A 16,258-nucleotide genomic window follows, 5' to 3' on the forward strand; every position below is an offset into this window, starting at 1 on the left:
AAGTACGAAAAATAAAGTAATGATAAAAAAGCAGATAGTCAAGGAGGAATAGTTGTGAAAAGTGATATTGAAATAGCACAAGATGCAAAGATGTTACCTATCGTAGAGGTTGCAAAGAAGGTTGGGTTAACAGAAGATGATTTAGAGCTTTATGGTAAGTATAAAGCAAAACTATCCTTAGACATACTTGAAAAAAGCGGGAAAGAGAATGGTAAGTTAATATTAGTTACTGCAATTAACCCTACTCCAGCAGGAGAAGGAAAGTCAACGGTTACCATAGGTCTTGGACAAGCACTTTGCAGTATAGGAAAAAATGCTGTAATAGCTTTAAGAGAGCCATCATTAGGACCAGTATTTGGAGTTAAAGGTGGAGCAGCAGGTGGCGGATATGCTCAGGTTGTTCCAATGGAAGATATAAACTTACATTTTACTGGAGATATGCATGCTATTACTGCTACTAACAATCTTTTATCAGCTGCAATAGATAATCATATTCATCAAGGAAATGATTTAAGAATTGACTCTAGAAGAATTGTTTTCAAAAGAGTTTTAGATATGAATGATAGAGCACTTAGAAGTATTGTAGTTGGAATGGGTGGAAAAGCCAATGGATTCTTACGTGAAGATGGATTTACAATTACAGTTGCTTCAGAGATTATGGCTATCTTATGTTTATCTAATAACTTGATGGAGCTTAAGGAAAGATTCGGAAAGATATTAGTAGCTTACGATTTAGATGGAAAACCAGTATATTGTAAGGATTTAAAAGTTGAAGGTGCAATGGCAATGCTTATGAAGGATGCTATAAAGCCTAATTTAGTTCAAACATTAGATAATACACCAGCAATAATTCATGGTGGACCATTTGCTAATATAGCTCATGGATGCAATAGTATTCTTGCAACCAAGATGGCTATGAAGTTAGGGGATTATACAATAACAGAAGCTGGATTTGGTGCAGATTTAGGTGCTGAAAAATTCTTTGATATTAAGTGCAGATATGGTGGATTAAAGCCTGACTGTGTTGTTATAGTAGCAACAATTCGTGCTTTAAAGCATCATGGTGGAGTAGCTAAGGATAAGCTAAACGAGGAGAATGTGGAAGCTTTATCTAGAGGGGTAGTAAATCTAGAGAAGCAAATTGAAAATATACAAAAGTTTAAGGTGCCAGTAGTTGTGGCTATTAACAAATTTATATCAGACACCGATGCTGAAGTTGAATTTATAAAGGATTTCTGCAAGTCAAAAGGTGTAGAGGTATCTTTAACTGAAGTTTGGGGTAAAGGTGCTGAAGGTGGAGTTGACTTAGCTGAAAAGGTGATTTCAACTATGGATACAAAACCAAGTAAATTTGAAGTGTTATATGAAGCAGAAAAAGGCATAGCTGAAAAGATAGAAACTATTGCAAAAGAAATATATGGTGCAGATGGTGTAGATTTTACGGATAGTGCAAGAAAGCAGATTTTAGAAATTGAAAAGCTTGGATTATATCAGGTTCCTATTTGTGTTGCTAAAACACAAAACTCTCTTTCAGACAATCCTAAGCTTTTAGGAAGACCTACAGGATTTAGAGTTTCTGTTAAAGAAGTAAAACTTTCAAATGGTGCAGGATTTATTGTAGTTCTTACAGGAACTATAATGACAATGCCGGGTTTACCTAAAGTTCCAGCAGCAAATAAAATGGATATTCTTGAGGATGGAAAGATAATCGGATTATTTTAAAATAAAACAATTAAGAATAAAATGTAATATATTCAATAAAGAGTAAGTTGATAAGAAATTGTAGCTATCACCTTACTCTTTTTAGTTTAATAAAATTTAAAAATAGGAGTAAAAAGTAAGTTTAAGAGAAAAATAATAAAAAAGTGAAAGTTATTTTGGTATGTTAGCAATTAATTCTTGTTAAATTTGAAACTAGAATTTATAATACTATTATAGGATTGTATACAATTTAGTTAAATTCACAGAAAAATGAATTGAAACTTGCATATATGTATACAAGCTTTACAGAATATGATATTATTGTATAAGGTAAAAGTTAAAAGGTCAGGAGGCAGTAAAATGAATAAACTTGAAGTGTTTGATTCGCTTAAAGATACAGCACATCTTGGTGGTGGAAACGAAAAGATAGAAATGCAACACAACTTAAATAAGTTGACTGCAAGAGAAAGAATCCTAACCCTATTAGATGAAGGAAGCTTTGTTGAGGTTGGAGCTCTTATGTCTAGAAATGGTGCGGGAGTAATAACAGGACATGGAACTATAGACGGCAGACTAGTATTTGTATATAGTCACGACTACACTGTAGAAGGTGGAACATTTACAAAAACTATGGGAAACAAGATTGTAAACATTCTTGATAAGGCTGCTAAAGTTGGAGCGCCTGTAATCCAAGTAATCGATTCAATCGGTGGAAAAGTAACTGAAGGAGTAGAATTGCTTGCATCATATGGACAAGTATTGGGTAAATATGGGAAACTAAGCGGTGTTGTGCCAAGAATAGCTGTTGTGTGTGGCCCTTGTAATGGACTTATGTCCATATTAGCAACAATGAGCGATGTTACAGTTGCTGTAAATGAAATAAGTGATCTAAGTGTATCATCATTAGCTAAACTTATTTCAGAAGAAAGAACATATGTAGATGAATCTATGCTAAGTGATGCAAAATCATCTAACAAAAATGGAAATGCACATATAAATGCAGCTACGGAGGAAGAAGCTTTCGAAGTAGTAAGAAAAATAGTTTCTTATATGCCATCAAATAACCTAGAGTTACCTTTAGGAAGTGATGAAGACTATAGTTTAAATGTAGCAAAAGAAAATCTTGATGCTATGTCTGAAAATGACAAGTGTTCATTAGATGAAATTTTAGTTTCTATTGCTGATGAAAACAGTGTAATAGAAATCAATAATGAGTTTGCTACTAATTTTAAAACTGCTCTTGTTAAAATCAATGGATTAACTGTTGGTGTTATATTAAATGCAGGAAATAAAGAGATAGACAATGAAGGGGCTAAGAAAGCATCAGCCTTTGTAAGACTATGCGATAGCTTTAACATTTCTATATTAACTTTAGTTGACACTAAGGGTGCAACTGTAAGTGTAGAAGAAGAAAAGAATGGATTAGCTAAAAATCTAGGAAGATTCATGTACTCATTAGTAGATACTAATGTTCCTAAAGTTGCTCTTATAATAGGAGAAGCTTGTGGTTTAGGTTATGAAATACTTGCTTCTAAAGATGCTGCTTTTGATGTTACAATGGCATGGCCGACTGCAAAAGTATGCTTAACTTCACCTGAAGCTTATATCAAAGGTCTTCACAGAAGTGAAATTTTTGAAAATGAGGATCCAAGAGAAGGTGAAAAAGAAGTGGTAGCTAAGTATTATGAGGAAGTAACAAGCCCATATGCAGCTGCTGAGTGTGGAATGATTGATGATGTTATAAGACCAAGTGAGAGCAAACAAAGAGTATTTGCTGTATTAGATATGTTACAAAGCAAAAGAGAAGTAAAATATCCTAAAGCACATGGTACTACATTAGTTTAGGAGGGAAATTAAATGCAAGTTGGAACAACTTTAATGGAAAAACTAACGTTTTCTTTAGGCGTTGCAGGAACTGCTATGACAATAGTGTTCGGAATGCTGTTAGCACTTATGTTTATTATAAAATTCCAAAGCTTTATAATAAACGGATCAACTAAAAAAAAAAGAGTTGCTAAAGAGGGAACTAAAAGTAGAGATGAAGTATTAACTGAAGTTGCACAAGGTGCAGAGGTTATTGATTTAAACAGTGATTGTGAGTTAGTTGCGGCAATTATGGCAGCTTTAGCAGCACATACTGGTAAATCAGCTGGACAGTTAAACATCAGAAGTATTAAGAGAGTTAATAACAATTCAAGTTGGAGAGATGCTTCTGTTAAATAATAGAAGCTATGATGAGGAGGAAATTCAGATGAAAAGATACAATGTTACAGTTAACGGGAATTTATATCAAGTAGAAGTAGATGAAGTAAAAGGCAATTTCGCAGCTCCAGTAGCACCAGTTGCAGCGGCACCAGCACCAGTTGCGGCAGCGCCTGCACCGGTTGCAGCAACACCAGCTCCAGCAGCACCTGCAGCAGCACCTGCGGCACCAGCAGTATCAAATGCAGCAGGGGAAAAAGTAACTGCTCCAATGCCTGGAACTATAGTTAAAGTTGTTGCTACTAAAGGAGCAACAGTTAAACAGGGTGACGTATTATTTGTATTAGAAGCAATGAAAATGGAAAATGAAATAATGGCTTCTGCAGATGGAACTGTAGCAGACGTGGCAGTAGCTCAAGGAGCTGCTGTTAACACAGGAGACGTATTAGCTGTTATTGCATAGAACATAGGAGGAAAATTTAATGAACGTTTTTGAGGTTATTAGAGACTTGTTCGCTAACTCGGGTTTTGCAGCTCTGACTTGGCAACAAGCAGTAATGATAGGCGTATCTATCGTATTCTTATATCTTGCTATAGGTAAGAAATTTGAGCCTATGCTGTTAATTCCAATAGCATTTGGTATGTTACTTGTAAATATTCCACTAGGTGGAATTATGGATTATCCAGTTTTATCTGAAACTGGTGAAGTTTTAAAGAGTGGAGGACTTCTTTATTACTTATCTAGAGGAGTTAAGTGGGAAATATTCCCACCATTAATATTCCTTGGAGTTGGAGCAATGACTGACTTTGGACCACTTCTAGCGAACCCATCAAGCGTGCTTATGGGAGCTGGAGCTCAATTTGGTATCTTCTTTGCATTTGGTATGGCTATATTATTTAACTTTACTCCGCAAGAAGCTGCTTCTATCGGTATCATTGGAGGAGCAGATGGTCCTACAGCGATATTCTTAACTAACCAATTAGCACCACACTTACTTGGACCAATAGCTGTTGCAGCTTATTCTTACATGGCGTTAGTACCATTAATACAACCGCCAATAATGAAACTTCTTACTACTAAAGAAGAACGTAGAATTAAAATGGGACAATTAAGACAGGTTAAACCAATAGAAAAAATAATATTCCCAATCGTTGTTACTATTATAGTTACAATGTTCTTACCAGCACTTCTTCCACTTGTTGGAATGTTAATGCTAGGTAACTTATTTAAAGAATCAGGAGTTGTTGGAAGATTATCTGATACAGCTCAAAATGCTCTTATAAATATTGTTACAATATTCCTTGGACTTTCAGTTGGGGCTACTGCTACTGCAGAAGCATTCATTAATCCTAAGACATTAGGAATAGTTGTAATTGGAGTTATTTCATTTGCTATAGCAACTGCAGGTGGAGTTATAGTAGGAAAAATTATGTGTAAGATAACTAAAGGTAAAATTAATCCACTTATCGGTTCTGCTGGAGTTTCTGCGGTGCCAATGGCGGCTAGAGTATCTCAAGTTGTTGGACAAAAAGAAGATCCTACAAACTTCCTACTTATGAATGCTATGGGAGCTAACGTTTCTGGAGTTATAGGAAGTGCTATTGCAGCTGGTGTTCTATTAACATTATTCGGAGCTTAGTAAGAAAATATTAAAATGTAAGTAAAATTTGAAAAAAGGTATGTACTTTTTAAAATAAAGGTATATACCTTTTTTTAATTGATAATAATAAAAAAAAGGGAGGAGATTATTATGAAAGATGTTTTAGTAATTAATTCTTTAATTGAAAAGGAAAATGAGATGATTCGTAGCTATGAAAATTTTGAAGCTAGTATGTCAGGCAAGGAAGTTAGTAGTTTAGTTGAAGACTCAATCATGAGACATAACAATCATGTGGAAGCTTTAAAGAAGCTTTCAGAGGAGGTTAGATAACATGTACCAAGAAAAAGAAAAGGAACTTAGAAGTAGTTGCTTAAAAAGAAAAGAAGTTAAATTAAAGAATGAATATTTACATAACATGAACATGACCAATGAAGGTACCTTAAAAGAACAATTATATGAGATTTTTAAGGATGAAGTTGACATAATTAATAATAATCTTCTATAGACAGGAACAGAATAAACATAAGTATGGGAATAAATGATAGTTAAATCCTATTTATTGAAATTGAAAATAATAATTTAACAAAAAATATGGTAAGATATTATGGTTAAATTGTAAAATGTGATATAATAATGAAGAACATTTTTTAAAAGCAGCTTAAAAAGCTGCTTTTAATCATATAGAGGTGAAGTAACAATGGTATTTGTTTTAGATGTGGGTAATACCAATATAGTACTTGGTATATATAAAGATAAGGAATTAATGGTGGAATGGAGATTATCTACAGATTACAAAAAAACATCCGATGAATACATGATAGAAGTATCACAGTTGTTTAACTATAGCAAAATAGATGTGAATGAAGTTTCAGGAGTTATTATTTCTTCTGTAGTTCCTAATATAATGTATTCACTTGAACATATGGTTAGAAAGTTTTTCAATAAAAAGCCTTTAGTAGTTGGACCTGGAGTGAAGACTGGGATAAACATAAAATATGATAATCCTAAAGAGGTTGGAGCTGACAGAATAGTAAATGCAGTTGCAGCTCATGAAATGTATAAGTCATCATTAGTTATTATAGATTTTGGAACAGCTACTACCTTCTGTGCTGTTGGAAAAAATGGAGACTATATAGGGGGAACTATATGTCCGGGAATAAAAATTTCGTCAGATGCTTTATTCCAAAGGGCAGCGAAGCTTCCTAAGGTTGAACTTGTAAAACCTGATACTGTAATATGTAAAAATACAGTTTCTAGTATGCAGGCAGGAATTATATATGGATATATAGGGCAGGTAGATTATATTGTAACTAAGATTAAACAAGAGATGGAAGCTATGGGCGAAAGTTGTCCTATAGTTGTAGCTACAGGTGGACTTGCAAACCTAATAGCAGAAGGTTCAACTGTTATTGATAAGGTAGTTCCATACCTTACTTTAGAAGGGCTTAGAATTATCTATGAAAAGAACAAAGAATAAGGTGAACAAATGAAAATTAAAGAATTAAACTTTGAGAATCCTGTATTTTTGGCACCAATGGCGGGAGTTACTGATATTGCTTATAGAGGAATATGTAAAGAAATGGGCTGTGGTCTAGTATATACAGAGATGGTAAGCGCTAAGGGCTTGTTTTATAATAGTAAAAATACAAGTTCCCTTATGCAGGTAAGTGAAGAAGAAAAACCAGTTGCGATGCAGATATTTGGAAGTGAGCCAAAGATTATGGCATATGCAACGGAGGTTATAAATGGAATTGATGATGTATGCATCATTGATGTTAACATGGGATGCCCAGTAAATAAGATTGTTAAAAATGGGGATGGTTCAGCTTTGATGAAAAACCCTAAGCTGGCTGCTGAAATTGTTAAAGAAATGAAAAAGGTATCCACAAAACCTGTTACTGTTAAATTTAGAATGGGTTTTGACTCTGATAATATTAATGCTGTTGAATTTGCTAAGTATTTAGAGGATGCAGGAGTAGATGCTGTTACTGTTCATGGAAGAACTAGGGAACAGATGTATACTGGGATAGCTAATTGGGATATAATTAAACAAGTGAAGGAAGCAGTTTCTATTCCTGTTTTAGGAAATGGAGATGTTTTTGAAGCAGAAGATGCCATGAAAATGAAAGAAATGACCAATTGTGATGGAATTATGATTGCGAGAGGTGCAATGGGTAACCCGTGGATTTTTAAAGAAGTGGCAATGGGGCTTAGAGGTGAGGAAGTAATTAAGCCTACAGAAGTTGAAAAAGTAGACATGTGCATGTATCATTTAGATAGAGCTATGAAATACTTTGAAGAGAAGAAAGCCGTTCGAGAGATGAGAAAGCATATTGCTTGTTATGTAAAAGGTCTTAGAAATTGTACTGAAATTAAAGATAAGGTAAATCAATCAAATACTTATGATGAAATGTACAGATTGCTTAAAGAGTATAGAGAATTAATAGCAATGGGAATATAACCGAAATGGCTTAATATATATAATAAAATGGCTATTATAAGGGCCTTTGTTGACAAGGATTTTTCAGTGTTCTATAATTAATCAAAGATTATAAACAGATTATGTAATTACCGATAATTTATATAGTAATTTAGATGATTAAATATGATTAAAGGGGAGAAATAAATGAGCGAAACAAAAAAACACATAATGACTTATGAGGGAATTAAAAAACTTGAGGATGAATTAGAGTATTTAAAAACAGTTAAAAGAAAAGAAATAACTGAAAAGATAAAGGTTGCTTTAGGATATGGAGACTTAAGCGAGAACTCAGAATACGATGAGGCTAAAAATGAGCAAGCGTTTGTTGAGGGAAGAATTATTCAGTTAGAGAATATGTTAAGAAACACAACTGTAGTTGATGAAAGCGAACTTCCAAGTGATATGGTCGCTATAGGAAGCAAAGTATTAGTTAAAGATTATACTTTTGATGAAGAAATAGAGTTCCAATTAGTTGGTTCAGCAGAAGTAAATCCAGAAGAAAACAAAATATCTGATGAATCACCTGTAGGACATGAGCTTATGGGGAAAAAAGTAGGAGATATCATTGATGTTACAACTCCAGGTGGAGTAGACAAATATGAAATATTAGAGATTAAAAGATAGTAGGAGGAGTATTTTATGACTACTGAAGTTAAGAACGATAGTTCACTAGAAGTTTCTAATGAAAATTTAGGAACTCAAGAAGCAGAATTTAATGAACAAGTGATGATTAGAAGACAGAAGCTAGCTGATCTTCAAGCAGCTGGTAAGGATCCTTTTGATGTATATAAGGTTGAAAGAACTCATAATGCACAAGAAATAAAGGATAATTTTGAAACATTACAAGAGACTGAGGTAACTATAGCAGGTAGACTTATGTCTAAAAGAATTCAAGGTAAAGCTGGATTCTGTGATGTTCATGATAGAAGTGGAAAGATTCAAGTTTATGTAAGACTTGACCAAGTTGGAGAAGAGCAGTTTAAAGATGCTAAAACTTTTGATATTGGTGATTTCGTAGAAGTTAAAGGGGTTCCATTTGTAACTAAGACAGGTGAAACTTCAGTTAAAGCTAAGAGTATAAATCTTATAGCTAAGTCTTTAAAACCACTTCCAGAGAAATTCCACGGACTTAAGAATCAAGATTTAAAATATAGACAAAGAGAAGTAGACCTTGTAATGAACAAGGATGTTAGAGATACTTTCATGAAGAGAATTCAGATTATAAAGGCTGTAAGAGAATTCCTTGATAATAGAGGATACTTAGAGGTTGAAACTCCAATTCTTTCACCAATCGCTGGTGGAGCTGCAGCTAGACCTTTCATGACTCACCATAACACTCTAGACATCGACATGTACTTAAGAATAGCTACAGAGTTATACTTAAAGAGATGTATCGTTGGTGGATTTGAGAAAGTATATGATATGGGTAAAAACTTCAGAAATGAAGGAATGAGTATAAGACATAATCCAGAGTTTACAATGATAGAGTTATATGAAGCTTATGCAGATTATAATGATATGATGGAAATCATGGAACAATTAGTTGCTTATGCTTGTGAAAAGGTTCATGGAACTACAAAAGTAGTATACCAAGGAACTGAAATAGACTTCACACCACCATGGAGAAGAATCACTATGGTTGATGCTGTTAAGGAGTATGCAGGAGTAGACTTCAATGAAGTTAAAACTGATGAAGAAGCAAGAGCTATAGCTAAAGAAAAGCACTTAGAAATGGTTAAAGAATTAAAAGACTGCACTAAGGCTGATATTTTAAATGCTTTATTTGAAGAATATGGTGAGGAGCACTTAATCCAACCAACATTCCTATGCGATTATCCAGTAGAAATATCTCCACTTACTAAGAAAAAACGTGGAAATGCTGAGTTCACTGAGAGATTTGAAGGATTTGTATATGGTAGAGAAGTATGTAATGCATATTCAGAGCTTAACGATCCAATAGTTCAAAGAGAGAGATTTGAGCAGCAAGCTAAAGAAAGAGAGCTTGGTGATGATGAAGCTTACTTAATAGATGAAGAATTTATGAGTGCTCTTGAAGTTGGAATGCCTCCAACAGGTGGACTTGGAATTGGTATTGATAGAATGGTAATGTTCTTAACTGATTCAACATCAATAAGAGACGTAATACTATTCCCAACAATGAAGCCACTACAATAGTTTTAAAAAAGTTACCCTTAGGGGTTATGGATGGGTCTAAACTTAGATTTAGGCCCTGAAATTTTTTTTGATAAAAATAATAAAATACTCTTGCAATTTTAAAACAAGATGCTATAATTTAATTATGGTAAAGATATTCCGCGATAGCTCAACGGTGGAGCACTCGGCTGTTAACCGATAGGTTGGAGGTTCGAATCCTCTTCGCGGAGCCATTTTTTTATTTATAGAAACTAATTGAGTGTAGCGGGCATTTTGTCGGCTAATTTTATTATATATGGATATAATAAGAAATATAATAATTAAATAATAACGATGAGAAAGAAGAGTAATAATTGAATCCTTTTAGAGAGATGATGGCTGGTGTGAATCATTAGGTGAATGTTATGAAGGGAGCTTTTGAGTTAGATGTATATGAAAGATGAGCTTTAGCTAATAAGGGTGGAACCGCGGAATTATTTTCGTCCCTTAACTAGTTAAGGTTTTTTTATTTATAAACAATTAGTTATAAAATAAATTAATCAACTATTTAAAATGGAGGTAACAGATATGGCAAAAGAATTAACCATGGACAAATTGGTAGCTTTATGTAAGAATAGAGGATTTATATTCTCAGGATCAGAGATATATGGAGGTCTTGCAAACTCTTGGGATTACGGTCCATTAGGTGTTGAATTTAAAAATAACGTTAAAAAGGCTTGGTGGAGAAAATTTGTTCAAGAAAGTCCATATAACGTAGGAGTAGATTGTGCAATATTAATGAATCCTGAAGTTTGGGTTGCAACAGGTCACGTAGGTGGCTTCTCAGATCCATTAATGGATTGTAAAGAGTGTAAAGCTAGATTTAGAGCTGATAAATTAGTTGAAGACCACATGACTGCATCAGGAGCTGAAGTGGCAGTTGCAGATGGTTGGACAAATGAAGAATATAAAGCATATATAGAGAAGCACAACGTAGTTTGTCCTAAGTGTGGAAAAATGAATTACACAGAAATCAGAAAGTTTAATCTTATGTTTAAAACTTTCCAAGGAACTACAGAAGATAGTAAAAGTGAAATATATCTTAGACCAGAAACGGCTCAGGGTATATTCGTAAACTTTAAAAATGTTCAAAGAACATCAAGAAAGAAAATACCATTTGGAATAGCACAAGTTGGTAAATCTTTTAGAAACGAAATAACTCCTGGAAACTTTACTTTCAGAACTAGAGAGTTTGAGCAAATGGAGCTTGAGTTCTTCTGTAAGCCAGGAACAGACTTAGAATGGTTTGAATACTGGAAAGAGTATTGTAAAAAATTCTTATTCGACTTAGGAATGACAAAGGAAAATTTAAGATTCAGAGACCATGATCAAGAAGAGTTATCTTTCTATAGTAATGCAACTTGTGATATCGAATTCTTGTTCCCATTTGGTTGGGGAGAGCTTTGGGGAATAGCTGACAGAACAGATTATGACCTTAAGAGACATATGGAACATTCAGGTCAGGACTTATCATACCTTGATCAGACAACTAATGAGAAATATGTTCCATACTGTATTGAGCCATCTTTAGGAGCAGACAGGGTTGCTTTAGCCTTCCTATGTGAAGCTTATGAGGAAGAGCAGTTAGAGGGTGGAGATGTTAGAACTGTAATGCACTTACATCCTGCTTTAGCTCCATTTAAAGCAGCAGTACTTCCATTAAGTAAGAAGTTAAGCGATAAAGCACAAGAAGTTTATGCAATGCTTGCTAAGAAGTTCCCAGTTGATTATGATGAGGCTGGAAGTATTGGTAAGAGATATAGAAGAGAAGATGAAATTGGAACTCCGTTCTGTATAACAGTAGACTTCGATACAATGGAAGACAATACTGTTACAGTAAGAGATAGAGATACTATGGAACAGGTAAGAATGCCAATTAGTGAATTAGTAGCTTATATAGAAGAAAAAATGGAGTTTTAAGTGACAGTCTAAATCTATGATTTAATTACTGGAATTTATTCCTTTGAATGAATATGAAAAGGAGTTTGCTTAAGTAAGCATCCAAATCTTTGATTTGGTTAATGCGAACTTACTCTACCAAAAGAAATTAGGTGGAGTTTCCTTATTAATAGTAATTTAAGCCGTAAGGATTAGTAATCCTTACGGCTTATTTTTTTATATTAAATATGTCTTATGTGTTATATATGTAAATAAGATGGATAAAATTAAGATTAAACATATATATGCGATTGTGCTTAAAAAGGGTAAAAAAATAACCGGATTTGCATCCGGTAAAAAATAGGGTTTAATCATGGGGATATGTTATGTGCAATGCTAAACCTTTGGGGAAAAGTTTTAACATCTTTACTTACGGCACAAACAAATTATAACACAGTGTTTTTTGTATAGCAATAGTTTTTTTAAAAAAGTATAGTTAAATTGAATTTAAAAAATGAATAAAAAACAAATATTTAATAATCGTGGAGAATTAAGGGGAAAAAGAACGGTAAGTCCTGTTTTAATTTGTACATCATTTCATAGTATTATTTTAAAAAGGTGTAAGTAAGTGATATAATTAATAGAAGAACAATTATGTAAGCATAAGCAATTAGATGCTGGAGGAATTAATATGAAAAAGGATTTTAATGAGTTTAAAAATTTTATTAAGAATAAAAATGTAGCAGTTGTAGGTATAGGAGTTAGTAATATACCTTTAATTGAGTTTTTGATAAATCTTGAAGCGAAAGTAACTGCCTTTGATAAGAAAACTAAAGAAGAGTTGGGTGAGGTTGTTGCTAAATATGAAAAACAGGGAGTTAAGTTCCAGTTAGGAGAGGGTTATTTAGATAAGCTTACTGGGTTTGAGGTTATATTCAAAACACCTTCAATGAGAATAGATGGTAAGGAGCTTACTGCAGCTAAAGCTGAAGGTGCATATATAACTTCAGAAATGGAAGAGTTTATTAGATATTGTCCTGCTAAGATATATGGAATAACAGGGAGTGATGGCAAAACAACAACAACATCTTTAGTATATGCAATATTAAAAGCGGCAGGATACAGAACTTGGGTTGGTGGGAATATAGGAACACCTTTATTTACTAAGATTGAAGAAATTCAGCCAGATGATCGAGTTGTTCTTGAATTATCAAGTTTTCAGCTGATGACAATAGATACATCTACAGATATAGCTTTAATCACAAATTTATCCCCTAATCATTTAGATATGCATAAGGATTTGGAGGAATATATAGATTCTAAAAAGAACATTTATAAATTCCAAGGAAGTAATGATCTTTTAATATTAAATGATGATAATGATGTAACTAAAGGAATAGAAGGCGAAGAAAAAGGGCGATTATATACCTTTAGCAGACAGCATGCCGTAGAGAATGGAGCTTACTATAAAGATGGAGATCTTTTTGTTAAGGGACAGAAGGTTTGTAGCAAGGATGAAGTGCGTCTTAAGGGCATGTATAATATAGAGAACTTGTTAGCTGCCTTTGCAATGACTGCGGATGAGGTTGATGTTGAGTATATGAAGCAAGTAGCAAGTGAATTTACAGGGGTAGAACATAGAAATGAGTTTGTGAGAAATTACAAGGGTGTAGAGTTCTATAATAATTCTATCGCTTCAAGTCCAACAAGAACTTTAGCAAGTCTTAAGGCTTTTGAAAAACCAGTAATCCTTATTGCAGGTGGAAGAGATAAAAAAGTTCCATTTGATTCTTTGGCCTTTGAAGGGTATCCATATATTAAAGAATTGATTTTATTAGGCGAAGCTAAGATGCAGATAGAGTTTGTATTCAATAAACTTAAACAGGAAAAAGGGATTGAAGTTCCAGTTCATATAGTTGAAACATTGGAAGATGCAGTTAATAAAGCTATGGAAATATCAAAAGAAGGGGATATAGTAACTTTAGCTCCTGCATGTACCAGTTTTGATATGTTTGCTAACTTTGAGGTAAGAGGAAATAGATATAAAGATATAATTAATGAGTTAAGATAACTATAGGGAAAGAGGCTAAATTTAGTTTGAAGCTAAGTTTAGCCTTTATTTTTGCTATTCGTTATCGGAAGTAATTAATAAATTGTTGCTTTAATAGGTGATGTGCTTGTATGAGTGTAAAAACATGATAAAGACTTTATAGTAATTCAGATAAGGGAGCTTTAAGGGGGGAAGACAATTTTATTAATTGAATAGATGACGGCTTAAATAAAAGTGATGAAGAAGTAATTTTGAATAAAAATGAATTAAAGATGTTGAAAATTTTAAATAATCCACAATAGGTAATGAGTAAGTGGAGTTATTAACAGTTTTTAGGGGGGGATAGACGGCTTGTGGATTAAACACAGTTGTAGCGAATAATAGAAGATTAAGAGAAGGAATAGAGAAAAGATCTTTTGACTCAAACATATTAGAGGTGTTAGGTGGGATATATGAAGTCTGGAGGATAGGAGTTTTTCCTGTATATAATAGTGTTCTATGTAATATGGCAGGAGCTGATATTAGTAATAATTTAGAAGTTATGGTGGAGAATAGAGGTGTTGAACAGGTGAATTTGCGGTAGAAGCAATTGTTGATGAAGTCCAAGATGTTGAATTAAAAATTATGATAGATGAGATTGAGGCTTATGTATAATCTATGAAGCTGATTAAAATGAAAAAGTTATTCTATACTATGGGAATGTTGATGACTTCATTAACCTTTGGTAATGCGACTGGATACACAGGGGTTAGTATTTTGATGAATTCAGAAGCTGACTATGCAGTATATAGATATCTATTTATACAGACTTTTATTTTGAATGCGCTACAGTTAAAGGGCGGTTTATTTTAATTTAGCTTGTGAGTTATAATTTTAGAAAGAGGCCATTAGTGGATAAGATTAGACATAGTGAATAGGAAGAGTGATGGCTTTCTGTATTTATAATAAAGTTTAACTTATAAAATGAAAGTCTAAAGTTATGTGTGAAATTTAATTGATAGATTAAGTTTACATGGTATATGTTAATAGAAATATAAAGTTAGCTATACATTAAAAGTAGAAGCGCTCTATACAACTGAGGAATACATAGTGGATACAAGGGGGGGTGGTTTGCTTACGGGAAAAAGAAATTTTATAAGTGGAAATTATGTTTGAGTAGAATTAGAGTTCTATTCCTATATAAACTTTGCCCAGTGTATCACTATATGAAAAACTTAGAAAAATATATGAAAAACTATGAAATGTAATTATAATTAGAAAAAATAGTGTTATATAAGATATAAGAGACGTTTTTTCTATGGTAAGATAAATCTCGTCGCTGAGTGGTGCAGACATCTCGAAAGAGAAATAACTTAGAAAAACAAATTTCGCTGAAAAAAAGATTGAAAAAAGTTTTAAAAAGTTGTTGACAACATGAAGTGATGATGATAAAATTTAAAAAGTAGTCAGCCGGTGCTGATGAAACAAAAGAGATGATCTTTGAAAATTAAACAGAGAAATAAAGGTAAAACCAGTTAATTTCGATAGAGATAATCTATCAATAAATGACTTTAACAAGTCAGCGAAACAATTAGAGCAGAGCTCAAACTTTTTAAATTGAGAGTTTGATCCTGGCTCAGGACGAACGCTGGCGGCGTGCCTAACACATGCAAGTCGAGCGATGAAGCCCTTCGGGGTGGATTAGCGGCGGACGGGTGAGTAACACGTGGGTAACCTGCCTTGTAGAGGGGGATAGCCTTCCGAAAGGAAGATTAATACCGCATAACATCTTTTTATCGCATGGTAGAAAGATCAAAGGAGCAATCCGCTACAAGATGGACCCGCGGCGCATTAGCTAGTTGGTGAGGTAACGGCTCACCAAGGCGACGATGCGTAGCCGACCTGAGAGGGTGATCGGCCACATTGGAACTGAGACACGGTCCAGACTCCTACGGGAGGCAGCAGTGGGGAATATTGCGCAATGGGGGAAACCCTGACGCAGCAACGCCGCGTGAATGAAGAAGGCCTTAGGGTTGTAAAGTTCTGTTTACGGGGACGATAATGACGGTACCCGTGGAGGAAGCCACGGCTAACTACGTGCCAGCAGCCGCGGTAATACGTAGGTGGCAAGCGTTGTCCGGATTTACTGGGCGTAAAGGATGCGTAGGCGGA

Annotated in this window: 14 protein-coding genes, 1 tRNA gene, 1 rRNA gene and 1 other annotated feature (1 of these 17 running past the window's edge); all 16 genes read left to right on the plus strand. The window is 34.0% G+C overall.

Annotated elements, in window-relative coordinates; genetic code table 11:
• Window positions 1–54: 54 nt before the first annotated feature.
• Window positions 55–1,722, plus strand: a complete 1,668-nt coding sequence (locus BN1075_RS01860) for a formate--tetrahydrofolate ligase (RefSeq protein WP_040191315.1) — start codon at window positions 55–57, stop codon at window positions 1,720–1,722.
• A 339-nt stretch (window positions 1,723–2,061) separates the two neighbouring features.
• Complete coding sequence (locus BN1075_RS01865) at window positions 2,062–3,546, plus strand: acyl-CoA carboxylase subunit beta (protein WP_040191316.1); 1,485 nt, start codon at window positions 2,062–2,064, stop codon at window positions 3,544–3,546.
• Window positions 3,547–3,558: 12 nt separating this feature from the next.
• Entirely contained in the window at window positions 3,559–3,924 is a 366-nt protein-coding gene (locus BN1075_RS01870; protein WP_040191317.1) for an OadG family protein, read from the plus strand.
• Window positions 3,925–3,952: 28 nt separating this feature from the next.
• A complete protein-coding gene (locus tag BN1075_RS01875; RefSeq protein ID WP_040191362.1) occupies window positions 3,953–4,366 on the plus strand; it encodes a biotin/lipoyl-containing protein in 414 nt (137 codons plus the stop codon).
• A 19-nt stretch (window positions 4,367–4,385) separates the two neighbouring features.
• The gene (locus BN1075_RS01880) at window positions 4,386–5,543 is read left to right on the plus strand and encodes a sodium ion-translocating decarboxylase subunit beta (protein WP_040191318.1); all 1,158 of its coding nucleotides are present in this window, start codon (window positions 4,386–4,388) and stop codon (window positions 5,541–5,543) included.
• Between the two features lie 111 nt (window positions 5,544–5,654).
• Window positions 5,655–5,834 (plus strand): hypothetical protein, encoded by a 180-nt coding sequence (locus tag BN1075_RS01885; RefSeq protein WP_040191319.1) that lies wholly within the window; start codon window positions 5,655–5,657, stop codon window positions 5,832–5,834.
• Window position 5,835: 1 nt separating this feature from the next.
• Complete coding sequence (locus tag BN1075_RS21360) at window positions 5,836–6,009, plus strand: hypothetical protein (protein ID WP_156132716.1); 174 nt, start codon at window positions 5,836–5,838, stop codon at window positions 6,007–6,009.
• A gap of 192 nt (window positions 6,010–6,201) precedes the next feature.
• The gene (locus BN1075_RS01890; RefSeq protein ID WP_040191320.1) at window positions 6,202–6,981 is read left to right on the plus strand and encodes a type III pantothenate kinase; all 780 of its coding nucleotides are present in this window, start codon (window positions 6,202–6,204) and stop codon (window positions 6,979–6,981) included.
• Between the two features lie 9 nt (window positions 6,982–6,990).
• The gene (gene dusB, locus BN1075_RS01895) at window positions 6,991–7,965 is read left to right on the plus strand and encodes a tRNA dihydrouridine synthase DusB (RefSeq protein WP_040191321.1); all 975 of its coding nucleotides are present in this window, start codon (window positions 6,991–6,993) and stop codon (window positions 7,963–7,965) included.
• A 165-nt stretch (window positions 7,966–8,130) separates the two neighbouring features.
• A complete protein-coding gene (gene greA, locus BN1075_RS01900) occupies window positions 8,131–8,610 on the plus strand; it encodes a transcription elongation factor GreA (protein ID WP_040191322.1) in 480 nt (159 codons plus the stop codon).
• Window positions 8,611–8,625: 15 nt separating this feature from the next.
• Window positions 8,626–10,161: a lysine--tRNA ligase gene (lysS, locus tag BN1075_RS01905; RefSeq protein WP_040191323.1), complete on the plus strand. Its 1,536-nt coding sequence runs from the start codon at window positions 8,626–8,628 to the stop codon at window positions 10,159–10,161.
• 137 nt (window positions 10,162–10,298) lie between these two features.
• Window positions 10,299–10,373: transfer RNA gene (locus tag BN1075_RS01910), tRNA-Asn, on the plus strand.
• A 91-nt stretch (window positions 10,374–10,464) separates the two neighbouring features.
• Window positions 10,465–10,630, plus strand: a binding site (T-box leader).
• Window positions 10,631–10,707: 77 nt separating this feature from the next.
• The gene (locus BN1075_RS01915) at window positions 10,708–12,099 is read left to right on the plus strand and encodes a glycine--tRNA ligase (RefSeq protein WP_040191325.1); all 1,392 of its coding nucleotides are present in this window, start codon (window positions 10,708–10,710) and stop codon (window positions 12,097–12,099) included.
• A gap of 649 nt (window positions 12,100–12,748) precedes the next feature.
• Entirely contained in the window at window positions 12,749–14,128 is a 1,380-nt protein-coding gene (murD, locus tag BN1075_RS01920; protein ID WP_040191326.1) for a UDP-N-acetylmuramoyl-L-alanine--D-glutamate ligase, read from the plus strand.
• Window positions 14,129–14,764: 636 nt separating this feature from the next.
• Entirely contained in the window at window positions 14,765–14,959 is a 195-nt protein-coding gene (locus BN1075_RS01925; protein ID WP_040191327.1) for a hypothetical protein, read from the plus strand.
• A 740-nt stretch (window positions 14,960–15,699) separates the two neighbouring features.
• Window positions 15,700–16,258, plus strand: a 16S ribosomal RNA gene (locus tag BN1075_RS01930) (it continues 950 nt past the right edge of the window).

This window comes from Clostridium culturomicium (genome assembly GCF_000821305.1).
GTDB lineage: Bacteria > Bacillota > Clostridia > Clostridiales > Clostridiaceae > Clostridium_J > Clostridium_J culturomicium.